Below are 24,535 nucleotides of genomic sequence, written 5' to 3'. Positions count from 1 at the left end.
CACGCGCTTGCGTAGGGCCGCGTCCGGGTTCCCACTCGCTTGCGTAGGGCCGCGTCCGGGTTCCCACGCGCTTGCGTAGGGCCGCGTCCGGGTTCCCACTCGCTTGCGTAGGGCCGCGTCCGGGTTCCCACGCGCTTGCGTAGGGCCGCGTCCGGGTTCCCACTCGCTTGCGTAGGGCCGCGTCCGGGTTCCCCCACTTTCGTAGGGTCGCTCCTCCCGGGCTCGCCCCCCGCTTGCGTAGGGCCGCCTCCGGGTTCCCACCCGCCTCTCGGGGCCGGCAGGTCACGAGCCCGTCCGGTTGCGCGGGCGCCGGCCGCCGAGACGGGCGAGGCCCCCTCCGGAGCACGGTGCCGGGACAGCCATCCGCGTGGGTCCGCGGGCTCCACTCACCCACGTGGTTCATACGAGTCGCGCGCACTCTGTCACCGGCTCAAGATCGAGGAACGCTGACGTTGCGTCACGCCTCGTCGGCGTGCCCCTCTGCCTCCCCCGAGCAAGGAGATGTGCGCAGGATGACCACAATGTCTGAGCGTGTGTCAGGACCGGTGACACGGCAGGTGCCGAAACGTGTCGCCCAGTCCGTCTTCGACGGCTCCAGTCTCCGGGTCGTTCTGCTGGTGGACGTCCACGACGAAGCCCAGCAGGAGTTCCTGGAAGCGTACGAGCATCTGTGCAGCCAGGTAGCGTCCGTTCCCGGGCATGTGAGCGACCAGATCTGCCAGTCGATCGAAAACCCCTCCCAGTGGCTCATCACCAGCGAGTGGGAGAGCGCTCCGCCGTTCCTCGCCTGGGTGAACAGCCAGGAGCACATGGAGATGGTGCGGCCGCTGCGCAACTGTGTCCGGGACACCCGGTCGCTGCGCTTCCACATCGTCCGCGAGACCGGCGTCCCCGCGCCGGCCGAGTCCGGCACGCGTCGTCTTCAGTCGGCGGCCCGGATCGGTGACGGCAAGATCCGTCACGCGCTCACCTTCACGGTGAAGCCCGGCAGCGAGCAGACCGTCGCCAAGATCCTCGCCGACTACGCCCCGCCCGAGTCGCGGGTCGACGACACCACACGGCTGTGCCGGACCTCGCTGTTCATGCACGGCAACCGGGTCGTACGCGCCGTCGAGGTGGAGGGAGACCTGCCCGCGGCGCTGCGCCACGTCGCCCGGCAGCCCCAGGTGCGGGCCGTCGAGGAGGCCATCAACCCTTATCTGGAGCAGGAGCGGGACCTGAGCGACCCCGAGGCCGCGCGGATCTTCTTCTTCACGGCCGCCGTGCCGGCCGTCCACCATGTGACGGCGGACGACGAGTTCCCGGGGGCGGCGCGGCACGCGCTGTACTACCCGGCCCGGCCGGGGCGCGGGATGGAGGTGGCCCGGCTGCTCGCGGAGCAGGACGAAGCCGCGGCGAACGACCCGGAGTGCCCGGTCGTCCGCAGCACGATCTTCCAGCGCGACGACATCGTGGTGCGGCTGGTCGACGTGCAAAGCGGCCTCGGCGGCGATCCGGCCCACTCCCTCGGCCGCGCGGACTCCACGCAGGCGGCCAAGCTGATGTCCCTCCTCGACGGCGAGGCCCTCGGTGCGGACGGGCCGGCGCTGGAGAGCGGCGACGCGGCGCGCTTGTTCAAGCTCGCCCGCATGGAACTCGTCACGGACCGACGGTCGGCCGACGTCTGACCGCCACTCGCGGGCCACAGCGGCCGCGCAGCCCCCCTTGTCGATGCAGCACACCACTGGAGAAACGTCGTGATCAAACCCCGGCCCAGGATCGTGAATCTCCACGAGACCCAGCCCAACACCAAGCGCGGAGGCGATCTGCGCGCCATGCTCACCCCGGCCACGGTCGGTTCCACCAGCGGATTCATGGGCGTGGCCATCGTGCAGCCCGGCGACCGCATCGGCGAGCACTACCACCCGTACTCCGAGGAGTTCGTATACGTCATCTGCGGACGGCTGGAGGTCGACCTGGACGGCGAGGCGCAGCCGCTGCGGCCCGAGCAGGGGCTGCTGATCCCCGCCTATATGCGGCACCGCTTCCGCAACGTCGGCGACACGGAAGCCCGGATCGTCTTCCATCTGGGCCCGCTGGCTCCGCGCCCGCAGCTCGGCCACGTGGACACCGAGGAGACCAGCGCCGTCGCGGTCGAGGCAGAGGCAGCCGGGGCGGGCGGTGCCCGGCCGGTCGAGCGAGACCAGGTCCGTTCATGACCCGGCGCGTGGTGGTCACCGGCATAGGCGTGGTGGCACCGGGCGGCATCGGCGTACCGGCGTTCTGGGAGCTGCTCGCGGCCGGCCGTACCGCGACGCGGGGCATCACCTTCTTCGACCCGTCAAGCCTGCGTTCGCGGATCGCCGCCGAGTGCGACTTCGACCCCGTGGCCCATGGGCTGGACGCGGAGGAGGTCGCGCGCTGCGACCGGTACATCCAGTTCGCCATGGCCGCCGGGGATGAGGCGGTGCGTGACGCCGGTCTCGACACGCAGCGGGAGAACCCCTGGCGGATGGGGGTCTCCCTGGGCACCGCGGTCGGCGGCACGACCCGGCTGGAGCACGACTACGTCCTGGTCAGCAACCACGGGGAGCGGTGGGACGTGGATCACCGGCGGGCCGAGCCGCATCTGCACCGGGCGTTCTCGCCGAGCACCCTCGCCTCCACGGTGGCGGAGCGCTTCGGGGCCCGCGGGCCGGTGCAGACCGTGTCCACGGGCTGCACCTCGGGGCTCGACGCGGTCGGATACGCCCTGCACACCGTGGAGGAGGGCAGGGCCGATGTGTGCCTGACGGGCGCCTCGGACTCGCCGATCTCCCCGATCACCATGGCGTGCTTCGACGCGATCAAGGCGACGTCTCCGAACAACGACGACCCCGCGCATGCCTCCCGTCCCTTCGACAACAACCGTGACGGGTTCGTCATGGGCGAGGGCGGCGCGGTGCTCGTCCTGGAGGAGCTGGAGCACGCCCGGGCCCGCGGTGCGCGCGTGTACTGCGAGCTCAGCGGCTACGCCACCTTCGGAAACGCCTACCACATGACCGGTCTCACCAGCGAGGGCCTGGAGATGGCCCGGGCGATCGACGAGGCGCTGGACCATGCGCGGCTCGACGGCTCGGCGATCGACTACGTCAACGCGCACGGCTCGGGCACCCGGCAGAACGACCGGCACGAGACCGCGGCGGTGAAGAGGGCCTTGGGGCACCACGCCTACGACACGCCCATGAGCTCCATCAAGTCGATGGTGGGGCACTCCCTCGGGGCGATCGGGGCGATCGAGGTGGTGGCCTGTGTGCTGGCCCTGGACCGTCAGGTCGTACCGCCCACCGCCAACTACGAGACCCCGGACCCCGAGTGCGACCTGGACTATGTGCCGCGCGTCGCCCGTGAGCGGAGGCTGAACAACGTGCTCTCCGTGGGGAGCGGGTTCGGCGGGTTCCAGTCGGCGGTGGTGCTGAGCCGGCCAAGGGAGAGGACACCATGAGCGCACCGCACGTCAGGCGTGCCGGCGTCACCGGAATCGGCGTCGTCGCGCCCAACGGAACGAGCACCGACACCTTCTGGAAGGCCACCCAGGCGGGTGTCAGTGTCCTGGACCGGGTCACCCGCGATGGATGCGAGCATCTGCCGATGCGGGTGGCGGGCGAGGTCCGTTCCTTCGAGCCGGCGGCGGCGATCGAGGAGCGCCTCCTCGTTCAGACCGACCGGTTCTCGCATTTCGCGATGGCCGCGGCCGACCTGGCGTTGCAGGACGCCCGGCTCGGCCAGACCGACCTCGGCGGCTCGCCGTTCTCCGCCGGGGTGGTCACCGCGGCCGGGTCCGGAGGCGGCGAGTTCGGACAGCGGGAGTTGCAGCGGCTGTGGGGAAAAGGCAGCCGCTTCGTGGGCCCGTACCAGTCCATCGCCTGGTTCTACGCCGCAAGTACCGGTCAGATCTCCATCCGCCGCGGGTTCAAGGGCCCTTGCTCGGTCGTGGCCGCCGACGAGGCCGGCGGCCTCGATGCCCTCGCGCACGCCGCGCGGGCCGTGGGGCGCGGCACCGATGTGATGGTGGCCGGTTCGACGGAGGCGCCGCTGGCTCCCTACTCCGGGGTCTGCCAGCTCGGGTACGAGGAGCTGAGCACCGCCGAGGACCCGGTCCGCGCCTACCGTCCGTTCACCGCCGACGCCTGCGGGTTCGTGCCCGCGGAAGGCGGCGCGATGCTCGTCGTGGAGGAGGTGGCCTCGGCTCGGGAGCGGGGCGTGCCCGTGCGTGCCGTCCTCGCGGGGCACGCGGCCACGTTCACCGGCGCCTCCCGCTGGGAGGAGTCCCGGGAGGGGCTCGTCCATGCGATCCGCGGCGCCCTGGACGAGGCCGCCTGTGCGCCCGAGGAGATCGACGTGGTGTTCGCCGACGCTCTCGGGGTGCCGGCGGCGGACCGTGCCGAGGCGTTGGCGATCGCCGACGCCCTCGGCGCGCACGGCAGGCACGTGCCCGTCACGGCGCCGAAGACGGGTGTCGGCCGCGGCTACTGCGCGGCGCCCGTACTGGACGCCGCCGCGGCGGTGTTCGCGATGGAGCACGACCTGATCCCGCCCACTCCCAACGTTTTCGACATCTGCCATGACCTCGATCTGGTGACCGTCCGCGCGCGTGCCGCCGAGCTGCGCACGGTGCTGGTCCTCAGCCGGGGGCTCATGGGCTCGAACTCGGCGCTCGTGCTGCGGCACGGCGCCGGCGACGCCTCCTGGTGAGGCCGTCCCGCAGCAAAGGAGAGGAACCGCATGAGTGACCGAATCACCGTGGAAGAACTGGCCGAACTGATGAAGACGGCCGCCGGGGTCACCGTGGACCCGGCGGACCTCGAGCAGCGCTACGACTCGGGTTTCGACGCCTTCGGCATCGACTCGCTCGGCCTGCTCGGCATCGTCGGGGAGCTGGAGAACCGGCACGACACGCCGATGCCGCCCGACGCGGAACGCTGCAAGACCCCGCGGCAGTTCCTCGATCTCGTCAACACCACCCTCATGGCTGGAGCCTGACATGGCCGGACACACCGAGAACGCCATCACCATCGCCGCCCCGCTGGACCTGGTCTGGGACATGACCAACGACCTGGAGAACTGGCCGCGGCTGTTCAGCGAGTACGCCTCCTGTGAGGTCCTGTCGCGTGACGGGAACCGGACGACCTTCCGGCTGACCATGCACCCCGACGAGAACGGCACGGTGTGGAGCTGGGTGTCGGAGCGGGAGACGGACCGCCCCGGGCTCAGCGTCCGGGCCCGCCGCGTCGAGCCGGGCCCCTTCGCCTACATGAACATCCGGTGGCAGTACGAGGAGGTGGCCGAGGGCACCCGGATGGTGTGGACGCAGGACTTCGAGATGAAGCCGGACGCGCCGGTCGACGACGCCTGGATGACCGACAACATCAACCGCAACTCCAAGGTGCAGATGGCCCTGATCCGGGACCGGATCGAGCAGGTCGCCGCCGAGCACCGGACCGCACCTGCCCTCACCGACTGAGCCGGACGGAGGACAGCCCGATGCACCAAGCCCTGATCGTCGCCCGGATGACCCCGGGGTCCGCCCCGGACATCGCCAAGGTGTTCGAGGAGTCCGACCGGGGAGAGCTGCCGCATCTGGTCGGGGTCGCCCGGCGCAGCCTCTTCCAGTTCGGCGATGTGTACCTGCATCTCATCGAGTCCGAGCGGGATCCCGGTCCCGCCGTCGCCAAAGTGGTCGGGCACCCGGAGTTCCGGGACATCAGCGAGCGGCTCTCCGCATACGTCAGCGCCTACGACCCCGCGACCTGGCGCTCGCCGAAGGACGCGATGGCGCGGCGCTTCTACCTCTGGGAGCGTGATGTCACCCCCTGAACCGCCCATACGGCCACCGGTCGCCGGGCCCGTGCGATGGACGCGGACCCGGCGACCGGTCTGTGTGAGCGGTTGAGCGGTGACCGTTTCGCCGGTGCGAGCGGTTGAGCGGTGACGGCTTCACGCGCCGGACGTGGAGCGCGGTCTTCACCGCGGCCCGCCGTGAACCCTTATGGCCGATGGAAGACCGGATCGTTCATTCGATGGCGTGTCCGCTTGAACGCACGTACGAGGGTGGGATTTCGCGGGCCGTCCGCGGCACCGTCACCGCAGGTCGCTCCCCCGGCTCGCCGGGCACCCCGACCACATAGCCGCCCATACTTACGTCTGTGGACCCGGTGATACCGCTGAGGCGTGGACTCGGGGCAGCGGCGGCGTACGTCCGCAGCGCCCCGGGGACCTATCTCTGGCTGGCGATCCTCTTCGTCACCACCGTCGCCCTGCACCACATGCCGCCGGAGTTCGAGAAGCACTTCCTGCGGCAGCGCTCCACCAACCTCCACGCGCTGTCGTCCAACCCGCTCCGTGCGTTCATCACCAGCGCGATGTGGATCGACGGCGGGCACTGGCTGCCGTACGCCGCGCTCTACACCGTCTTCCACGCGCAGGCGGAGCGCTGGCTGGGTACCGCGCGCTGGCTGGCGGTGTGTGCCGCCGCGCACGTCCTGGCCACCCTCGCCAGCGAGGGAGCCCTGCTCCAGGCGATACGCCGGGGGGTGGCCCCCCTGTCCGCCGCCGACACCCTGGACATAGGGGTCAGCTACGCACTGGCCGGCGTCGTCGCGGTGCTCACCTACCGGATCGCGGCGCCCTGGCGCTACGCGTATCTGCCGGTCGTCCTCCTCGTGTACGCAACCCCTCTCGCCCTCAACCCCACCTTCACCGATTTCGGGCATTTCATATCGGTACTGATCGGTCTTGGCTGCTATCCGCTCACCCGGAGCCGCGGAAAAGCATGGAATCCGAAGGAGACACTGGCCACCCTCAGGGGTTAACGTCCCGCGCATGAACAGCGCAGCGAGCGGTGCCGTCAACGGCGGCATCTCCTTCTGGTACGCCGACGACGGCCTCCCCGCCCCGCGGGAGCCCCTGGCCGGGGACGCGTCCGCCGACGTGGTGATCGTGGGCGGCGGATACACCGGTCTGTGGACCGCCTACTACCTCAAGAAGGCGGCACCCTTCCTGCGCATCACCGTGCTGGAGCAGAAGTTCTGCGGCTACGGCGCCTCCGGCCGCAACGGCGGCTGGCTCTACAACGGCATCGCGGGCCGCGACCGGTACGCGCGACTGCACGGCCACGACGCCGCCGTACGCCTCCAGACGGCGATGAACGAGACGGTCGCCGAGGTCGTCCGGGTCGCCGAGGAGGAGGGCATCGACGCGGATGTGCGCGTCGGCGGTGTCCTTGAGGTGGCGTACACACCCGCCCAGCTCGCCCGCCTGAAGGCGTTCCACGAGCAGGAGCTGTCCTACGGTGAGAAGGACCGCGAGCTGTACGGCGCCCGGGAGACCGCCGAGCGGATCCGGGTTGCGCACGCGGTCGGCTCGACCTGGACCCCGCACGGGGCGCGGCTGCACCCGGTGAAGCTGGTCAAGGGCCTCGCGGCGGCCGCGGAGGCGCTCGGTGTGACGATCCACGAGGGCACACCGGTCACCGAGATCCGTCCCAAGCACGCGGTGACGCCCTACGGCACGGTCCGCGCGCCCTATGTCCTGCGCTGTACGGAGGGCTTCACGGCCTCGCTGAAGGGACAGCGGCGCACCTGGCTCCCCATGAACTCCTCCATGATCACGACCGAGCCGCTGACCGACGCGCAGTGGGCCGGGATCGGCTGGGAGGGGTGCGAGACGCTGGGCGACATGGCGCACGCGTACATGTACGCGCAGCGCACCGCCGACGGCCGGATCGCGCTCGGCGGCCGTGGCGTGCCCTACCGCTTCGGCTCCCGCACGGACAACGACGGCCGCACGCAGGCCGCCACCGTCGAGGCGCTGCACGAGATCCTGGTCCGCTTCTTCCCGTCGCTGGCCGGGGTGAGGGTGGCCCACGCCTGGTCGGGTGTGCTCGGGGTGCCGCGCGACTGGTGCGCGACGGTCACTCTGGACCGTGCGACGGGGCTCGGCTGGGCGGGCGGTTACGTCGGCTCGGGCGTCGCCACCGCCAATCTGGCCGCACGTACCCTCCGCGACCTCGTCCAGCAGGACTCGGGCCAGGCCGGTGGGACCGAGCTCACCACGCTGCCCTGGGTGAACCACCGGGTGCGCAAGTGGGAGCCGGAGCCGCTGCGCTGGCTCGGGGTGCACGGCATGTACACCACCTACCGCACCGCGGACCGGCGTGAACTCACCGCGCCCGGTGCCCAGTCGTCGAGGCTGGCACGGTTTGCGGACCGGGTGGCCGGGCGGCACTGACCCACCCATTGCCGGCCGTGATCGCCTCGGGGTGCGCGGGCGGGGCCTGCCGGGCCTCGCTCCCTCCGTGTGACACTGCGGGCATGATCCGCACCGCGACACCCGACGACATCACCGTCGTCCACGCCCTGATCCGCGAGCTGGCCGAGTACGAGAAGGCGCCGGAGGAGGCACGGGCGACCCCGGAACAGCTGCGCGAGGCCCTGTTCGGAGAGCGCCCGGCGGCGTTCGCGCACGTGGCCGAGGAGGACGGCGAGGTCGTCGGCTTCGCCCTGTGGTTCCTGAACTTCTCCACCTGGCGGGGCGTGCACGGTGTCTACCTCGAGGACCTGTACGTCCGCCCGGAGGCCCGCGGCGGCGGCCACGGCAAGGCGCTTCTCACGGAACTGGCCCGGATATGCGTGGCCCGCGGCTACGAGCGCCTGGAGTGGTCGGTCCTGAACTGGAACCGTCCCGCGATCGACTTCTACGAGGCCCTGGGCGCCCGCCCGCAGGACGAGTGGACGGTGTACCGCCTGACGGACGGGGCGCTGGCCGAGCTGGGACGGCGCGGTTAGACCGCGGGCGGACACGGCGGACGAGGGCAGGCTGCGCGGGCCGCGGAAGCCGCCGCCCGGGCACCCGTCGGCTCAGCCGGCCTCCGCCACCCGTACGCCCAGTGCCGCCGCCAGCACGGGCGCCAGGTCCAGAAGCTGGGCGTGGCTGATCACCGCGCCCGAGAGACGGTCCGCGCCACGGGCGATGTCCAGCTCCGCCGCGCGCCGCAGATCCACGTCCACCAGAGTCGCCGCCGTGAGGTCCGCCTCCTTCAGGACGCAGTCCACGAACTCGACCCGCTCCAGCCGGGCGCCCCCGAAGTCCGGCTCGACCAGGACACAGCCCTCGAAGACGACGTCCGTGAGTCTGGCCCTGCGCAGGTTCAGACAGTCGATCTTCCCCCCGCGTACCAGCACCCTCTGCAGTACCGCGCCGTGCAGCTGCACACCGCCGAGCCGGGCGTCCACCAGTTCCACATCGCGCAGGCTCGCCTCGGCGAGGTCCGTGCCCACGCCCCGTATTCCGGTGAGGACGGAGTCCACCACGCGCGCGTGGTGCAACTCCGTCTCGTCCAGTGCGCACCCAGTCAGCGCACAGTCCAGAAAGCGGGCGCCCGCGCCCTCCTGCCCGGCCAGGTCCACGTCCCGGAACTCCAGCCCGTCGTAGTCCCCGTCCGGCGTCAACTCCCCGTCCGTGAACGCCACCAGCTCCGGCAGCCGCACCTCCGGCCGCCGTGCCGGCTTCACCACCCGATCGCCGCGCACCATGCCCCCATGCTGCACCCCGCCACTGACACTCGCCCCGGCCTGCGACGACGGCCCGGACGCCGTCCCGTTCCCTCCGCGTCGCACCGCCCGCTCAGCCGACGCGGGGGAAGCGGGCCTGAAGGGTCCAGATCGCCGGGTTGTCGGCGAGGTCCTCGTGGAGGTCGGTGAGGTCGGCGACGAGGTCGTGCAGGAAGTCCCGTGCCTCGCGGCGCAGTTCGGTGTGGGAGAAGGTCAGCGGGGGCTCGGCCGCGGGCAGCCACTCCGCGTCGATGTCCACCCAGCCGAAGCGGCGCTGGAAGAGCAGACGGTCGGTGGACTCGGTGAAGTCCAGCTCCGCGCGCTGCGGCCGGGCGGCGCGGCTGCCGAGCGGATCCCGGTCGAGCAGTTCGACGATGTCGCACAGTGCCCACGCGAAGTCGAGCACGGGCACCCATCCCCAGGCTGTGGACAGCTCCCGGTCCGCCTCGGTGTCTGCGAGGTAGACGTCACCGCAGAACAGGTCGTGTCGCAGGGCGCGGACGTCCGCGCGGCGGTAGTCGGTCTGCGGGGGGTCGGGGAAGCGGTTGGAGAGGGCGTAGCCGATGTCGAGCACGGGGCGATGGTGTCACGCCGCGCCTGCCTCCGCCGTCGCGGGCCGCCACCGTAGGATCGCGTACGTGTCCCGGTACATACGCCCCATACGCCCTTTCCCTGCCCTGCTGCTGGCCGTTGTGCTCACGGCGTGCGGGGGAGGTGTGCACGGCACCCCCGGCGGCCCGGGGCTGGGCGACCCCTACTTCCCGCGCGCCGGCAACGGCGGGTACGACGTCACGCACTACGGCCTGAGCCTGGCCTACGACCCGGCGCACCGACACCTCACCGGCACGGCGGTGATCACGGCCCGCGCCACCGAGGACCTGTCCGCCTTCGACCTGGACCTCCAGGGGCTGGACGTCGACGGTGTCACGGTCGAGAGTCAGGGAGCCCGCTGGAACCGCGCCGGCCAGGAGCTGACCGTGCGCCCGCGCACCGACCTCGACCGGGGCGAGACGTTCCGCACGACGGTCCGTTACTCGGGCACACCCGAGACGCTCACCGACCCGGACGGCTCGAAGGAAGGCTGGCTCAGGACCGCCGACGGCGCCCTGGCGCTCGGCGAGCCGGCGGGCTCGATGGCGTGGTTCCCCGGCAACCACCACCCGTCCGACAAGGCGACGTACGACATCGCGGTCACCGTCCCCGAGGGCCTCCAGGCCGTTTCCAACGGCGAACCGACGGGCCGGACGACGGAGCACGGCCGCACCACCTACGCCTGGCACACCGACCAGCCGATGGCGAGCTACGCCGCCATGGTGGCGATCGGCCGCTACGACATCACCCGCTCCGCCCTGAAGAACGGCCTGCCCGTGTATGCCGCCGTCGAGCGGGCGCAGGCCGAGGCGAGCCGCAAGGTGCTGGCGCGGATCCCGGAGATCATGGAGTGGGAGGAGGACAACTTCGGTCCGTACCCCTTCTCCTCCGCCGGCGCGGTCGTCGGCAGCGCGGACGCCGCGGGCTACGCCCTGGAGACGCAGACCCGCCCGGTCTTCCCCGGCGCGCCCGACACCGCCACCCTCGTCCACGAACTCGCCCACCAGTGGTACGGCGACTCCGTCACCCCGGAGAGCTGGCGCGACATGTGGCTCAACGAGGGGTTCGCCACGTACGCGGAGTGGCTGTGGCGCGAGGACCACGGCGGCGACACGGCCCAGCAGACCTTCGACGCGCTCTACCGGGGCGACTACTACGACGACCCGGAGGAGAACAAGGCGATCTGGGCGTTCCCGCCCGCGAAGCCGACGGGCGCCGCACATGTCTCGGACAGCCCCGTCTACGAAAGGGGCGCGATGGTCCTCCAGAAGATCCGGCAGACGGTCGGCGACGACACCTTCTACGACATCATCCAGGGCTGGGCGGCCGCCCACCGCCACGGCAACGCGTCCACGGCCGACTTCACGGCGTACGTGGAGAAGAAGGCCCCGGACGAGGACTTCGGTCCCCTCTGGCGGGACTGGCTGTACGGGGAGGGAAAGCCCAAGCGGCCGTAGGCCGGGTCGCCGGACTCACCGCCCCTGTGGCTCACGAGGGCGGCAGCGGCTTGCGGAGCACGGTGCAGGGGCGGCCCAGTCGGCGGTCCCGCCGGTGGTCGATGGTCTCGTAGCCGAGCGACGTCCAGAAGGCGAGGGCCCGGGCGTTGCCGTCCAGGACCGCGAGGCGTACGGCGGTCCGCCCCGCGGCGCGCAGGCGGTCCTCGACGACGGAGACGATCCGTCGGCCGTACCCCTGCCGCTCCAGGGCCGCGTCCACCATCAGCAGCCCGATCCACGGGTCCGGGTCGGCGGGGTCGGGATGGCGGGCGAGGGTGATGACGATGCCCACCAGGCGCCCCTGTCCGCGGGCGAGCAGAACCTCCACGTCCGGGTTCGCCAGCTCCTCGGCCAGCGCGGCCGCCACCTGTTCCGGGCGGATGTCGTCCGGGTCCGGGAAGTCGCCGCTGAGGGCGTGGAAGTCGCGCTGGGAGGCGTACAGCGCGGTGAGTTCGGTGAGCAGCGGGGCCGGGATGTCGTGGTCGGCGGAGAGCGGGAGAGGCTGGAGGATCACGGACGCCAACGTATCCCGCGCGGGCGTCAGGGGACCCGGAGAGGATCGGAGCCCCCGGCCGCGGCGCTCCGCGGGCCGGGGGCCTCCGGTGAGGCGTCCCCCGGCGTCAGACGTTGACGCCGAAGTCCGTGGCGATGCCGACCAGACCCGAGGCGTAGCCCTGGCCGACCGCGCGGAACTTCCACTCCGCGCCGTTGCGGTACAGCTCGCCGAAGACCATGGCCGTCTCCGTGGCCGCGTCCTCCGACAGGTCGTAGCGGGCGATCTCCTGGCCGCCGGCCTGGTTGACGATGCGGATGTACGCGTTGCGCACCTGGCCGAAGTTCTGCGAACGGGCCTCGGCGTCGTAGATGGAGACGGGGAAGACGACCTTGTCGACGTCGGCCGGGAGCGCCGCCAGGTTGACGTTGATCGCCTCGTCGTCGCCCGCGCCCTCACCCGTGCGGTTGTCACCCGTGTGGACGATCGTGTTGTCCGGGGTCTGCTTGTTGTTGAAGAAGACGAAGTGCTGGTCCGAGTAGACCCTGCCCTGCGGGTTGACCGCGATCGCGGAGGCGTCGAGGTCGAAGTCCGTGCCGGTGGTGGTGCGGACGTCCCAGCCGAGGCCCACGGTGACGGCGGTCAGGCCCGGAGCCTCCTTGGTGAGCGAGACGTTGCCGCCCTTGGACAGGCTTACAGCCATTGTTGGGAGTCCCTTCCCTCGGTGCGTGTGCGGATGAAGCTACCGCCACCCTTAGGAACGCCAAGGGGGGTACCCATGGTTCCGGGTCTCTTTACCTCTTTTACCTGCCGTTCGGAAATCCGGGTGACGCGGACCGTTGAAGCCGGGAACATGGATCCCATGTCCGGTCCCCACGTCATCCGCGGCTCCGTCTCGCTTCCCGAGGCCGAGCTCATGTGGCGTTTCTCGCGCTCCTCAGGGCCCGGCGGACAGCACGTCAACACCAGCGACACCCAGGTGGAATTGCGCTTCGACCTCGCGCGGACCGAGGCGCTGCCTCCGGTGTGGAAGGAGCGGGCGCTGCTGCGGCTGGCGGGGCGGCTCGTCGACGGCGTCGTCACCGTCCGCGCCTCGGAGCACCGTTCGCAGTGGCGCAACCGCGAGGCCGCCGCCGTACGCCTTGCCTCCCTGCTCGCGGAGGCGACGGCACCACCGCCGAAGCCGCGCAAGCCGACCCGGATCCCCCGCGGGATCAACGAACGCCGGCTGCGGGAGAAGAAGCGCCGCGCCGACACCAAGCGGGGCCGCTCCGGACGGGACTGGTCCTGAGCCCCGGCTAGCCCAGGTGCCGGTACCGCCCCCGGAAGTACAGCAGCGGGCCGCCCTCCGCGCTCGGTACATGGGCGGTCAGCACCCGGCCGATGACCAGGGTGTGGTCACCGGCCCGCACCCGCTGTTCCGTGCGGCACTCCAGGGTCGCCAGGGCGCCGCCGACCAGCGGTGCACCGGAGGCCTCGCCCCGGACGTAGGCGATGTCCTCGAACAGCAGCCGGTCGCTGATACGGCCCTTCATCGCGAAGCGGCCCGCGATGTGCCGCTGGCTCTCCGAGAGCACGGAGACGGCCCACAGGGGCTGCTCCGCGAGCAGGTCGTCCATGCGGGAGCCCTCGCGCAGGCTGACCAGGACCAGGGGCGGGTCCAGGGACACCGACATGAACGCGTTGGCCGTCATGCCGACGTCCTCGCCGCTGGGGCCCTCGGGGTCCAGCGCCGGCTCGTGCGCGGTCACCAGCACCACGCCCGTGGCCAGCAGGGACATGGCGGCGCGGAACTCGTCGTTGCTCACCCCCTCAGGATGCCCGGAGGCGGGCGGGACGGCGGTCAGCAGCGGGGCGGGGCGAGTGTTCAGCACACGGGAAAGCTAGTCGGCGTCCCCGGGCCCGCGCATCGGCCCCGGGGCCGAGCCGGGACCTAGGACCCGCGGCCGAGGCCATGGGAGGCCCGCCGGTCATCTCCCGGTTTCAACTCGGCTCTCGTCACGGCCGGTTGGCACGTATGATCACAGCGTCTGCACGGAGTGACGCATTGTGTGCGCGGAATGCGCCGGAAAAACGCGGAATCCCCACCCAATTGTTCATGTTTTTCTGTGACTTGAGTCACAGGAGGCGTATTTTGTTGACCCTGTGTACCTAGTGGGCAGCGCGCTGTGATTCAGTGGCGGGGACGCTGCTCGACGCTACACCCGGAGTACGCCGAGTAGCGCACCGAGGAAGACGAAGGGAACCGTAGTACGCCGAAGCGTCCCTGGAGTTGCTGCGAGACCTCGAGGGGAGGGCGAATGGAGACCGAGTCGGAGCCGTATGTCCGCCTGGCCACCTTGCGGCAGCTCCATCAGGTGATGGCGGACATGAACACCGCCCGCAGCCTGGCGGACACGCTGCAGAACGTCGCCGAGGGCATCGTCACCGGCCTCGGCTACGAGCTGGCCGCCGTCAACCTCGTACGCCCGGACGGGGACCTCGTCGTCGCCGCGCTCGCCGGGAACTCCGCGGCCGAGGCGCTGATCACCGGCCGTGTCGGCTCCCGCGCCTCCTGGGAGCGCCGGCTCACCATGGGCGAGGCCTGGGGCGACCTGAGGTTCATATCGCACACCGAGGGCTGGGTCCTCGACGAGGACGACGTCCCGCAGTGGTACACCGACGGCCCGGAGCCCCGCTTCGAGGACGAGTGGCACCCCTCCGACCGCCTCTTCGCGCCCATGTACACACCGGGCGTCCAGGGCGGCCCCGGCGAGCTGATCGGGGTCATCTCCGTCGACCGCCCGCGCAACGGGCGGCGGCCGGGCGCCTGGGGGCGCGAGGCGCTCCAGATGTACGCCTTCCAGGCCGCCATAGCCATCAGCAACGCCCGGCTGCGAGCCAACATGCAGCGGGCGCTCGTCCGCCTGGAGCGGGAGCAGCAGGCCCTGCGCGCCAGCGAGGAGTCCTTCCGGCAGGCCTTCGAGTACGCCCCCTCCGGCATGGCCATCGCGGAGATGGGCGGCGACCAGCACGGGCGGATCCTGCGCACCAACGACGCCCTGTGCCGTCTGCTCGGCCGGCCCGCCTCCGCCATGCGCCGCTACTCGTTCTCCGACCTCGTCCACCCCGAGGACATTGGCACCCTGCTGCGCACCTCCGCCGAGGGCGGCCGGGCCGAGCTGAGGCTCGGGCGCCGGGACGGTACATACGTCTGGGTGTCCCTGCGCAACTCCGTCGTGGCGGACGCCGCCGACGGGCCCCGCTTCCTGCTCACCCACGTCGAGGACATCGAAGAACGCAAGCGCCGCGAGTTGCAGCTCGCCCACCGCGCCTCCCACGACTCGCTCACCGGTCTGCCCAACTCGGCGGAGCTGCGCTCGCGGCTGTCGGCCCGGCTGTGCCAGCGGCCGCAGTCCCTGCCGACGGGCGCTGCCGAATCCCTGGACGCCGCGTACGCCGCGTACGAGGCCGGTCACCCGGCCGCGTTCGACGGGGGCGGGCACGCCTTCGACTTCCACACCGGCCCGGGGCCGTACGACGCCTTCGACCACCATGTGCACACCGTCGCCCCCGACCGGGACACCGACGACGGCACCAAGGGTCTCGCGGTGCTCTTCTGCGACCTGGACGGATTCAAGTCGATCAACGACCGCTTCGGCCACAACGCCGGGGACGCCGTCCTCATCGAGGTCGCCGGGCGGCTCAGCCGCGGCGTACGCGACGGGGACACGGTGGCCCGGCTCGGCGGCGACGAGTTCGTCGTCCTCGCGGACGGGCTCGGCAAGGCCGACGCCCAGGACCTCGCCGTGCGCCTGCGCAACGAGATCATCCAGCCGATCCGGGTGGACGGCCGCGCCATGCGGGTCGGCGCCAGTTTCGGCATCGGCTGGGCCCACTGTGGAATGACCGCGGACGAAGTGTTGAAGTCCGCTGACGAGCGGATGTACGTGGAGAAACGATCTCGTCCCAAACAGCACCGACGCGCGGGGTAAATCCCAGGTCAGTGTGCGGGTGATGAGAAGAACAGCCGTTTGGGGCCCGTGGAGCGGGTAGGCTCGCCATTCAGCCACATGCGCAATCGGACCCGCACCTGTTGAGGAGTACCTAGGGATGACGCCCGGCAACAACGGCGCGAGCACGCCCGAGGACGACGACCCGTTCGGCTATCTCTACGCCGATGGTCAGGCCAACGGCGCCCAGCCGCCCACCGGCGGCTACGGCTACCCGGGATCCGTCAACAGAGTGCGTACGGTCGGTCAACGGCAGTACGGCCAGCCCCAGGCGCCGACGGCAGCCTACGGGCAGGTGCCCCAGCAGCAGGGCCCCGGCCAGCCGAACGCCCACTACGCGGCGCCCGAGACCGTGCCGGGCGGCGGCGCCACGACCCGTCAGACGCCGACGGGCACGGGCGGCGGCGGCCGCGGCCGGGGCCCCAACACCAAGGGCCTGCTCATCGGCGCGATCGCGGTGGTGGCCGCGGTCGTCATCGGCATCGGGGTGGCCATGATCGGCAGCGACTCGAACGACAAGAAGGACACGGCGGGCGGCACGTCGAGCGGCCCGACCGCCTCGCAGAGCGCCTCCCCGAGCGCGTCCGGATCGGCCTCCCCGGCCGCGGGTGAACTGCCGAAGATCGACGCCAAGGCCCTGCGGCTGGAGGGCGGCACGACCACCGCCTCCGACGTGAAGGGCGCCAAGGCCGACGGCGGGGTCTATGTGTCCGGCTTCAACGCCGTCGGTGCCGCCGTGACATGGAGCGTGGACGTTCCCGCGGACGGCAAGTACACGTTGCACACCGGCTACGGAGTGCCCGGTGTCGACGCCACCGCCACCCTCTCGATCAACGGGAAGGCGCAGGACGGCCCGCTCAAGCTGAAGAACTGGGCCGGGGCGCCCCAGGGTGACTGGGAGAAGGGCTGGACGAAGACGTTCAACTACGTCCAGCTCACCAAGGGCACCAACACGATCCGCATCTCCTGCGAGCAGGGGAACCAGTGCAACGCCTACCTCGACCAGCTGTGGCTGACCGAGGGCTGGTCGGCGGCCTAGCCGGCCCGGGTGGCACCGGCTACGCCGCGGTCGCCTCGCTCGTCACCGCCACCCGGTCCAGTAGTCCCTCGTAGGTGTGGCGGTCGAACTCGCCCGCCACCGGCGCCAGGACGGTCGCCGCGGACAGGGCCACCGCGCGGGCCAGGCGGGCCGGCCAGGGCAGATGGTCGACCAGCCCCGACAGCAGGCCTGCGACGGCCGAGTCGCCGGCGCCCGTCGGATTTCCCCGGATGCGCCGCGGCGGGACGGCCCGCCAGATGCCCTCCGCGTTCACGGCGAGCAGCCCCTCCGCGCCCAGCGAGGCGACCACCGTATGCGCCCCGCGTCTGCGGGCGTCCCTGGTGGCCTGCAACGGCTCGTGGGAACCGGTGAGTTCGGCCAGCTCGTCGGCGTTCGGCTTGACGATGTCCGGGCGGGCCGCCACCCCGCGGCGTAGCGCCTCCCCGCTCGTGTCGAGCAGGACGGGAACGCCCGTCGCCCGTGCGGTGCGGATCAGTTGGGCGTACGCCCCCACCGGCACCCCCGGCGGCAGGCTGCCGCACAGGGCCACCGCCGCCGCGGAACCCACCAGGTCCGCGTAGGTGTCCAGGAAGGCCGACCACTCGGCCGGCGCTATCGCCGGGCCCGGTTCGTTGAGCTGGGTGGTCTCGCCGGTCGTCCCGTCGACCACCGCGACCGTGCGCCGGGTGGCGCCCGCCACCGGAACCAGCGCGTCCACGATCCCGGGGGTGTTTGTGAGCTGGTCCTTCAGGGAGCGGCCCGTCGCGCCGCCGGCGAATCCCGTGGCGGTCACCCGGTGGCCGAGCGCGGCGAGCGCCCGGGCCACGTTCAGGCCCTTGCCACCCGGCCGTTCGGCCACCTCGGTCACCCGGTGCGAGCTGTGCGGCCTCAGCGCCCGTACGCGATAGGTGATGTCGAGAGCGGTGTTCAGCGTGACCGTCAGGATCACCTGGGACCTCCCTCGAATGTCGTGGCGGCGCGCCTGGTGGTTCCGTACGTCGGTTCCCCGTGTGCGGAATTCCAGGGTGCTCCCGCCGTCGGCGGTGTGCGGAGGCTCGATCATGCCAAATGAGTCGGCGGTCGGCCCAGTCCCCGGGTCGACCGCCCTGCACCAACAAGCGGATGAATCACCCCAGTTGCGGACCGACCACCCATGCGCCGCGGCGCATCACCCCCTTGAGGGCGAACTCCTCGTCCAGTAGCACCAGGTCGGCGTCCTTTCCGGGCTCCAGGGAACCCACCCGGTCGTAGACGCCCAGCAGCCTGGCCGGATTGGCCGAGACGGCCGCGACGACGTCCTCCACCGGGAGCCGGTCGACGGTGACCCCCCGCCGGAAGGCGCGGTCCAGGGTGAGCGTCGAGCCCGCGATCGAGCCGCCCTGCACCAGACGTGCCACCCCGTCGGCCACCTCCACTTCCAGCGGACCGAGCATGTACCGCCCGTCGCCGATGCCCGCCGCGTCCATCGCATCCGAGACGAACGCGACCCGGGCGGCCCCGGCGTGATGAAACGCCAGCTGGAGGGCGGCCGGGTGCAGATGGGTGCCGTCGTCGATCAGCTCGACCGTGACCCGCTCGTCCTCCAGGAGCGCGGTGATGGGCCCGGGGGCGCGGTGGCCGAGCGGCGGCATCGCGTTGAACAGGTGTGTCGCCACCGTCGCGCCCGCGTCGATCGCCCGCACCGTCTGCTCGTACGTCGCGTCCGTGTGCCCGATCGCCGCGATCACTCCGTGCTCTGCGAGCAGCCGTACGGAGTCGATGCCGCCGGGCAGTTCGGCGGCGAGCGTGACCATCCTCGCCCGGCCGCGGGCGGCGTCGATCAGCTTGCGCACCTCGGCCGGGTCCGGGTCGCGCAGCAGTTCCTCCGAGTGCGCGCCCTTGCGGCACGGCGAGATGAACGGCCCCTCGAAGTGGATGCCGGCGATCTCGCCCTGTTCCGCCAGCTCGGACAGCAGTCCGGCCTGCCGGACGAGGAAGTCCATGTCGTCGGTGACGGTCGAGGCGACAAGGGTGGTGGTGCCGTGCAGCCGGTGGGTGCGGACGGCCGTCAGGATCTCTTCGGCCGTACCGGAGAAGGACGCCCCGCCGCCCCCGTGGTTGTGCAGGTCGACGAAGCCGGGGACCAGCCAGTGGCCCCGTACATCGAGGATTTCCGCGTCCGGGGGAGGGGTCTCGGTGATCCGTGTGCCCTCCACGACGACGCTGCCGTCGCTCACGATCCCGGTGGGCAGCACCACCCGGGCACCGGCGAGAACCTTGCTGGGGGCCATCAGGCGGTTACCTCCGAACGGTCAGTGGTTTCCAGGAGATCCCAGGCGAGAAGTCCCGCGCCCAGGCATCCGGCGCGCTCCCCCAGCGCAGCGGGGACGACCGACGGCGGCCTCTGGAAGGTGAGCCGCCGCCGGACGGCGTCCCGCAGCGGTGCGAACAGGGTCTCCCCCGCCTCGGCCAGCCCGCCGCCGACGATCACCGTGCGCGGGTCCAGCAGGGTGAGGGCGGTGACCAGGCCGTCGGCGAGCGCGTCCACGGCCTCCTGCCAGATCCGGACGGCATTCGGATCACCGGACGCGACGGCCCGCGCGCAGTCGGCCGCGTCGGCGTGCGGATCCCCGGACGCCTCGGCCCAGGCTCCGCTGACGGCCGCCGCGGACGCGTAGCGCTCCAGGCAGCCGGACTGCCCGCACGGGCAGGGGGCCCCGCCGGGTCGTACGACGATATGGCCGATCTCACCGGCGATGCCGTGCGCGCCGGCCTCCACCCGGCCGTCGATCCCGATGGCGCCCGCGATACCGGTGCCGAGGGGGACGAACAGAAAGCGGTCCGCGCCCTTGCCCGCGCCGATGCGGCCCTCGGCGAGGCCGCCGGTGCGCACATCGTGACCGAGGGCGACGGGCGCGCCGGCCAGGCGGCGGCTGAGCAGATCGCGCAGCGGCACGTCACGCCAGCCGAGGTTGGCCGAGTAGGCGGCGACACCGCGGTCGGCGTCGACGATGCCGGGTACGGCGACGCCCGCGGCGGCCGCGGGTTCGCCGAAGTTCCGCTCGCCGTGCGCGCGCAGCTCGGCGGCGAAACCGAGGATCGACTCCACCACGGCGTCGGGCCCGCGATCGCGGCCGGTGGTCCGGCGCGCCCGGTGCAGCAGCTCGCCCCCCGCACCGACCAGGGCGGCCTTCATCCCGGTGCCGCCCACGTCGAGGGCGATGACATGTCTCACGGAGACAGTGTGACCCCTGGGCCCGAAGAGGTCTAGTCCACTCGCGTGGTGTAGACCTATGTAGTTGATATTCCACATGTCGAGACAGCAAGGTTGGTCAAGAGCGGTGCAGGGGCGCGGGGCGCGTAGGACGGCGTGGCACAGGGGTCTGATCGCGGGGGTATCCGCACTGGGCATGACAGCGGCGGTGGCGGGCTGCTCGGGCTCGCCCGGCTCGGGGGACGTGACGCTGCGGCTGGTGGCCGCGGACTACGGGGACTCCTCGGCCGACAGCTCCAAGAAGTACTGGGACGCACTGGTCCGGGACTTCCGGGCGGAGCACTCCGGAATCAAGGTCGAGGTCAGCGTCTACTCCTGGAACGACGTGGACCGCAAGGTCAAGGAGATGGTGGCCGCGGGCCACGCGCCGGACATGGCGCAGATCGGGGCGTACGCGGACCACGCGGCGGCGGGCCGGCTGTACCAGGCCGACGAGGTGCTCTCGATCCCCGTCCAGGCGGACTTCGCCTCGGAGCTGAGCAACGCGGGCAAGGTGAACCGGACCCAGTACGGCATGCCGTTCGCAGCGTCCACGCGGCTGCTCTTCTACAACAAGACGCTGTTCTCCCAGGCGGGCATCCAGCCGCCCACGACCTGGAACGACCTGGCGGCGGACGCGCAGGCGCTCAAGGTCAAGGGCGTGAAGTTCCCCTTCGCGCTGCCGCTCGGGCCGGAGGAGGCCCAGGCGGAGACCATGCAGTGGCTGCTCAGCGGCGGCGACGGCTACCTGGACGGCTTCGGCTCATACGACCTCGACTCCGCGCAGAACGTGGGCACCTTCACCTGGCTGAAGGACGAACTGGTCGGCAAGGGGCTGACGGGCCCGGTGGCGCCGGGCCGGCTCAACCGCGCCGACGCCTTCGCCGCGTTCACACGCGGTGAGGTCGGCATGCTCAACGGCCATCCCTCCCTGATGAAGGCGGCGCGGGCCAAGGGCGTGAACTTCGGCATGGTGCCGATGCCGGGGGTCGGCGGCCGGGCGAAGTCCACGATGGGCGTGGCCGACTGGATGATGGCCTTCAAGCAGAACGGCCACAAGGACCAGATCCGCGAGTTCCTCGACTATGTGTACGACGAGAAGAACGTGCTGGACTTCTCGCGCCGGTACGACCTGCTGCCGGTCACGAACTCGGCGCAGGAGACGATGGCGGCGTCGCCCCGGGACGCGGCTCTGGAGCCCTTCCTGGAGCAGCTGCCGAGCTCGGAGCTGTACCCGGTCGGCAAGACGTCCTGGGCGGGTGTCAGCGCGGACATCAAGAAGCAGATCGGCAAGGCGGTCGGCCCCGGCGGCAACCCGGAGGCCATCCTTGGCCGGCTCCAGCGGGCGGCGGTGACGGCGGACAGCGCGACCGGCTGACGCGACCGGCCGAGCGGTCCGCTCTGTCGGCCCCTGCGGCTACCGTTCCCCCATGGAACAGCTCAACCCCCGAGAGAAGGCCGTCCTCGCCCTGGAGGGGCGCAGCTTCTCCGGGCCGGGGGCCAAGGAACGGGCCATCCGTGAGCAGCTGGGTCTCGCCCCCGTGCGCTACTACCAGCTGCTCAACGCCCTCCTCGACGACCCGAGGGCCCTGGCCCACGCCCCGGTCACGGTCAACCGCCTCCGCCGTCTGCGCGACGCCCGCCGCTCGGAGCGCTGACCGCGCGGGCCGACCGCGCGGGCCGACCGCGCGGGGCGCCGACCGCGCGGGGCGCCGGATTCGTGAGGCAGGCGTGCATCGCCTCCCACGCGGATAGGGTCGTTGCATGGGCAGCCACACGGACTCCTTGCCGACGCCCGCCACTCCGGCCGGGCGCGACGGTCTCGACGCCATCCTCGCCCGGCCGGAGCGGGCCGTCCTCGCCTTCGACTTCGACGGGACGCTCGCCCCGATCGTCCCGGACCCCGACCAGGCCCGCGCCCACCCGGACGCGGTCCCCGCTCTAGCGGCGCTCGCCCCGAAGGTCGCCTCCGTCGCGGTCGTCACCGGCCGCCCGGCCGGCGTCGCCGTCCGCCACGGCGGCTTCGCCGGAGTGCCCGGCCTCGACCACCTCGTCGTCCTCGGCCATTACGGCGCCGAACGCTGGGACGCCCGCACCGGCACCGTCAACGCTCCCGCCCCGCATCCCGGCGTCGCCGCCGTCCGGGCCGAACTCCCCGGTTTCCTGGACGAGATCGGTGCCTGGCGGGGCACCTGGATCGAGGAGAAGGGGCGGGCCGTCGCCGTGCACACCCGCCGCGCCGACGATCCGCAGGCCGCCTTCGAGGCCCTGCGCGAACCGCTCTCCGGCCTCGCCGCCCGCCACGGCCTGATCGTCGAACCCGGCCGGATGGTCCTGGAGCTGCGCCCGCCGGGCATGGACAAGGGAGTGGCCCTGGCGGAGTACGTCCGCGAGGTCGGCGCCGGAGCGGTCATGTACGTGGGGGACGATCTCGGCGATCTCCCGGCCTTCGCCGCGGTCGACAAACTCCGCTCGGACGGCGTCCCCGGCCTGCTGGTGTGCAGCGGCAGCGAGGAGGTCACGGAACTGGCCGACAGGGCCGATCTCGTGACCGACGGCCCGGAAGGGGTCGTGGCGCTGTTGAGGGCCCTGGCGGGCAGGCTCGCGTGAAGTGCTCCTGGGGCCGCCCGGTGAAGCGCCCCCGGAACCGTCCGGTGAAGTGCTCCGGTACCGTCCGGATGGCGCGCGGCGGCCGTCAGCCGTCCAGCGCGGCCAGCTGATCCAGGAACCACCGGGCCGGAGGGAGCGCCGTGGCCTGCGCGGCGAGCCGTTTCGTGCGCTCCGCGCGCTCCCCCGGCCCCATCGACAGCGCCTCGTGCAGCGCCCGGGCCGTGCCCACGATGTCGTACGGGTTCACCGTCACCGCGTCCTCGCCCAGCTCCTCGTAGGCCCCCGCCTCCCGCGACAGCACCAGCGCACAGCCCTCGTCGGAGACCACCGGGACCTCCTTGGCGACCAGGTTCATACCGTCCCGGATGGGGTTCACCAGGGCCACGTCCGCCAGCCGGTACGCGGCGAGCGAGCGCGCGAAGTCGTCCTTGACGTGCAGCTCCACCGGGGTCCACCCGGGGGTCCCGAAACGGGAGTTGATCTCCGCGGCCACCCGCTGGACCTCCGCCGTGTAGTCACGGTAGACGGCCAGGTCCTGCCGGGACGGGTACGCGAACGCCACGTGGACGACCCGTTCGCGCCACTCCGGACGCGACTGGAGCAGCTCCTCGTAGGCCAGCAGCCCGCGCACGATGTTCTTGGACAGCTCCGTGCGGTCCACCCGCACGATCGTCTTGCGGGGTCCGCCGTCGGGGGCCGTGCCGATCTGGTCCCGCAGGGTGCGCATCCGCTCCGCCACGTCCGGCCGGTGCGCCCGCTCGCGCAGGAACTCCGCGTCGGCCCCCAGCCCGTGGACACCGATGCGGGTGCCGGCGGGGATGCCCGGGCCGAGGACCGCATGACAGCAGTCCGTGAACGCGCCCGCCCACCGCTCGGTGAGGAACGCCGCCCGGTCCGCGCCCAGGATCCCGCCGAGCACCTGCGCGGCGATGTCGTCGGGCAGCAGCCGGAAGTACTCCGGCGGCGCCCACGGCGTGTGCGAGAAGTGGCCGATCCGCAGGTCGGGCCTCAGCTCGCGGAGCATCCGGGGAGTCAGGGTGAGGTGGTAGTCCTGGACCAGGACCGCCGCGCCCTCGGCCGCCTCCTGCGCCAGCGCCTCGGCGAACGCCCGGTTGTATCTCTCGTACGCCGCCCACTGCCGCCGGAACTCCGCGTCGAAGACCGGCTCCATCGGCGTCTGGTACAGCATGTGGTGCACGAACCACAGGACCGAGTTCGCGATGCCGTTGTACGCGTCGGCGTGCATCTGCGCGTCGATGTCGAGCATCCGTACGCGCTGGCCGCCGGTGTCGGCCGGATCGAGCGCACCGCCCGTGCGCCGTACGGCCTCCCGATCGCTGTCGTTCAGCGCCGAGCAGACCCACACCGCGTCCGTGCCGGGGCCGATCGCCGACAGGCCGGAGACCAGTCCGCCCCCGCCGCGCCTGGCGGTGAGCCGTCCGGTCTCGTCCAGCGCGTACGAGACCGGGCCGCGGTTGGACGCCACGAGAACGGAAGCCGCATTCGAAACCAT

26 protein-coding genes are annotated in these 24,535 nt (G+C 71.8%); 17 read left to right on the top strand and 9 right to left on the bottom strand.

Features of this window, described 5'->3' with window-relative positions:
- Positions 1–512 precede the first annotated feature (512 nt).
- The 10 genes from ABZ876_RS11710 to ABZ876_RS11665 all read left to right on the top strand — a co-directional run bounded on the left by ABZ876_RS11710 (position 513) and on the right by ABZ876_RS11665 (position 8,804).
- On the top strand, positions 513–1,667 hold the full coding sequence (locus ABZ876_RS11710) for a SchA/CurD-like domain-containing protein (protein ID WP_361778070.1): 1,155 nt from the start codon (positions 513–515) through the stop codon (positions 1,665–1,667).
- 69 nt (positions 1,668–1,736) lie between these two features.
- A complete protein-coding gene (locus ABZ876_RS11705) occupies positions 1,737–2,198 on the top strand; it encodes a cupin domain-containing protein (protein WP_361778067.1) in 462 nt (153 codons plus the stop codon).
- A complete protein-coding gene (locus tag ABZ876_RS11700) occupies positions 2,195–3,463 on the top strand; it encodes a beta-ketoacyl-[acyl-carrier-protein] synthase family protein (RefSeq protein WP_361778064.1) in 1,269 nt (422 codons plus the stop codon). The genes ABZ876_RS11705 and ABZ876_RS11700 overlap by 4 nt, the downstream gene beginning before the upstream one ends.
- Entirely contained in the window at positions 3,460–4,713 is a 1,254-nt protein-coding gene (locus tag ABZ876_RS11695) for a beta-ketoacyl synthase N-terminal-like domain-containing protein (protein WP_361778061.1), read from the top strand. Before ABZ876_RS11700 ends, ABZ876_RS11695 begins: the two co-directional genes overlap by 4 nt.
- 30 nt (positions 4,714–4,743) lie before the next feature.
- A complete protein-coding gene (locus ABZ876_RS11690; RefSeq protein WP_361778059.1) occupies positions 4,744–5,001 on the top strand; it encodes an acyl carrier protein in 258 nt (85 codons plus the stop codon).
- A 1-nt stretch (position 5,002) separates the two neighbouring features.
- Entirely contained in the window at positions 5,003–5,482 is a 480-nt protein-coding gene (locus ABZ876_RS11685; RefSeq protein ID WP_361778056.1) for an SRPBCC family protein, read from the top strand.
- Positions 5,483–5,502: 20 nt separating this feature from the next.
- Complete coding sequence (locus ABZ876_RS11680; RefSeq protein WP_361778053.1) at positions 5,503–5,835, top strand: TcmI family type II polyketide cyclase; 333 nt, start codon at positions 5,503–5,505, stop codon at positions 5,833–5,835.
- A 329-nt stretch (positions 5,836–6,164) separates the two neighbouring features.
- On the top strand, positions 6,165–6,830 hold the full coding sequence (locus ABZ876_RS11675) for a rhomboid-like protein (protein ID WP_361778050.1): 666 nt from the start codon (positions 6,165–6,167) through the stop codon (positions 6,828–6,830).
- Between the two features lie 10 nt (positions 6,831–6,840).
- Positions 6,841–8,247, top strand: a complete 1,407-nt coding sequence (locus ABZ876_RS11670) for an FAD-dependent oxidoreductase (RefSeq protein ID WP_361778047.1) — start codon at positions 6,841–6,843, stop codon at positions 8,245–8,247.
- Positions 8,248–8,330: 83 nt separating this feature from the next.
- A complete protein-coding gene (locus ABZ876_RS11665) occupies positions 8,331–8,804 on the top strand; it encodes a GNAT family N-acetyltransferase (RefSeq protein ID WP_361778044.1) in 474 nt (157 codons plus the stop codon).
- 72 nt (positions 8,805–8,876) lie between these two features.
- Here ABZ876_RS11665 and ABZ876_RS11660 read toward each other — a convergent pair whose 3' ends face one another.
- Both ABZ876_RS11660 and ABZ876_RS11655 read right to left on the bottom strand, forming a co-directional pair.
- A complete protein-coding gene (locus ABZ876_RS11660; RefSeq protein ID WP_361778041.1) occupies positions 8,877–9,551 on the bottom strand; it encodes a pentapeptide repeat-containing protein in 675 nt (224 codons plus the stop codon).
- Positions 9,552–9,642: 91 nt separating this feature from the next.
- Complete coding sequence (locus ABZ876_RS11655; protein WP_361778038.1) at positions 9,643–10,143, bottom strand: hypothetical protein; 501 nt, start codon at positions 10,141–10,143, stop codon at positions 9,643–9,645.
- Positions 10,144–10,207: 64 nt separating this feature from the next.
- On the opposite strand from ABZ876_RS11655, the gene ABZ876_RS11650 reads away from it, so the two are divergent.
- Positions 10,208–11,617: a M1 family metallopeptidase gene (locus ABZ876_RS11650; RefSeq protein WP_361778035.1), complete on the top strand. Its 1,410-nt coding sequence runs from the start codon at positions 10,208–10,210 to the stop codon at positions 11,615–11,617.
- Between the two features lie 31 nt (positions 11,618–11,648).
- On the opposite strand, the gene ABZ876_RS11645 is transcribed toward ABZ876_RS11650, so the two are convergent.
- Together ABZ876_RS11645 and ABZ876_RS11640 are read right to left on the bottom strand one after the other, a co-directional pair.
- On the bottom strand, positions 11,649–12,170 hold the full coding sequence (locus ABZ876_RS11645) for a GNAT family N-acetyltransferase (RefSeq protein ID WP_361778032.1): 522 nt from the start codon (positions 12,168–12,170) through the stop codon (positions 11,649–11,651).
- Between the two features lie 106 nt (positions 12,171–12,276).
- A complete protein-coding gene (locus ABZ876_RS11640; RefSeq protein ID WP_361778029.1) occupies positions 12,277–12,852 on the bottom strand; it encodes a TerD family protein in 576 nt (191 codons plus the stop codon).
- 159 nt (positions 12,853–13,011) lie between these two features.
- On the opposite strand from ABZ876_RS11640, the gene arfB reads away from it, so the two are divergent.
- Entirely contained in the window at positions 13,012–13,440 is a 429-nt protein-coding gene (gene arfB / locus ABZ876_RS11635; protein WP_361778026.1) for an alternative ribosome rescue aminoacyl-tRNA hydrolase ArfB, read from the top strand.
- Positions 13,441–13,447: 7 nt separating this feature from the next.
- Here the strand turns inward: arfB and ABZ876_RS11630 are convergent, their stop codons facing one another.
- On the bottom strand, positions 13,448–14,023 hold the full coding sequence (locus tag ABZ876_RS11630; RefSeq protein WP_361778023.1) for a flavin reductase family protein: 576 nt from the start codon (positions 14,021–14,023) through the stop codon (positions 13,448–13,450).
- A 426-nt stretch (positions 14,024–14,449) separates the two neighbouring features.
- Between ABZ876_RS11630 and cdgB the strand changes: the two genes are divergently transcribed.
- Both cdgB and ABZ876_RS11620 read left to right on the top strand, forming a co-directional pair.
- Positions 14,450–16,123 (top strand): diguanylate cyclase CdgB, encoded by a 1,674-nt coding sequence (gene cdgB, locus ABZ876_RS11625; RefSeq protein ID WP_361778020.1) that lies wholly within the window; start codon positions 14,450–14,452, stop codon positions 16,121–16,123.
- A gap of 118 nt (positions 16,124–16,241) precedes the next feature.
- Positions 16,242–17,180 carry a carbohydrate-binding protein gene (locus tag ABZ876_RS11620; RefSeq protein WP_361778017.1) on the top strand — a complete coding sequence of 313 codons (939 nt, stop codon included), beginning with the start codon at positions 16,242–16,244 and terminating at the stop codon, positions 17,178–17,180.
- A 19-nt stretch (positions 17,181–17,199) separates the two neighbouring features.
- Here the strand turns inward: ABZ876_RS11620 and ABZ876_RS11615 are convergent, their stop codons facing one another.
- From ABZ876_RS11615 to ABZ876_RS11605, 3 genes are all read right to left on the bottom strand, one after another.
- On the bottom strand, positions 17,200–18,129 hold the full coding sequence (locus tag ABZ876_RS11615) for a 1-phosphofructokinase family hexose kinase (RefSeq protein ID WP_361778014.1): 930 nt from the start codon (positions 18,127–18,129) through the stop codon (positions 17,200–17,202).
- Positions 18,130–18,307: 178 nt separating this feature from the next.
- The gene (gene nagA, locus ABZ876_RS11610) at positions 18,308–19,450 is read right to left on the bottom strand and encodes an N-acetylglucosamine-6-phosphate deacetylase (RefSeq protein ID WP_361778011.1); all 1,143 of its coding nucleotides are present in this window, start codon (positions 19,448–19,450) and stop codon (positions 18,308–18,310) included.
- The gene (locus ABZ876_RS11605) at positions 19,450–20,394 is read right to left on the bottom strand and encodes an ROK family protein (RefSeq protein ID WP_361778008.1); all 945 of its coding nucleotides are present in this window, start codon (positions 20,392–20,394) and stop codon (positions 19,450–19,452) included. Before ABZ876_RS11605 ends, nagA begins: the two co-directional genes overlap by 1 nt.
- 175 nt (positions 20,395–20,569) lie before the next feature.
- Here ABZ876_RS11605 and ABZ876_RS11600 point away from each other — a divergent pair, with 175 nt between their 5' ends.
- The 3 genes from ABZ876_RS11600 to otsB all read left to right on the top strand — a co-directional run bounded on the left by ABZ876_RS11600 (position 20,570) and on the right by otsB (position 23,022).
- Positions 20,570–21,790 carry an extracellular solute-binding protein gene (locus ABZ876_RS11600; RefSeq protein ID WP_361778005.1) on the top strand — a complete coding sequence of 407 codons (1,221 nt, stop codon included), beginning with the start codon at positions 20,570–20,572 and terminating at the stop codon, positions 21,788–21,790.
- A 52-nt stretch (positions 21,791–21,842) separates the two neighbouring features.
- Positions 21,843–22,070, top strand: coding sequence for a DUF3263 domain-containing protein (locus ABZ876_RS11595; protein WP_361778002.1), 228 nt, complete (start codon positions 21,843–21,845; stop codon positions 22,068–22,070).
- A gap of 106 nt (positions 22,071–22,176) precedes the next feature.
- Positions 22,177–23,022 (top strand): trehalose-phosphatase, encoded by an 846-nt coding sequence (gene otsB / locus ABZ876_RS11590; protein WP_361777999.1) that lies wholly within the window; start codon positions 22,177–22,179, stop codon positions 23,020–23,022.
- Positions 23,023–23,107: 85 nt separating this feature from the next.
- Here the strand turns inward: otsB and ABZ876_RS11585 are convergent, their stop codons facing one another.
- A complete protein-coding gene (locus ABZ876_RS11585) occupies positions 23,108–24,535 on the bottom strand; it encodes a trehalose-6-phosphate synthase (RefSeq protein ID WP_361777996.1) in 1,428 nt (475 codons plus the stop codon).

It is taken from the genome of Streptomyces sp. NPDC046931 (genome assembly GCF_040644655.1).
Lineage (GTDB): Bacteria > Actinomycetota > Actinomycetes > Streptomycetales > Streptomycetaceae > Streptomyces.
Note: the sequence above shows the minus strand (reverse complement) of the source record. Positions and strands in the feature narration are given on the sequence as shown.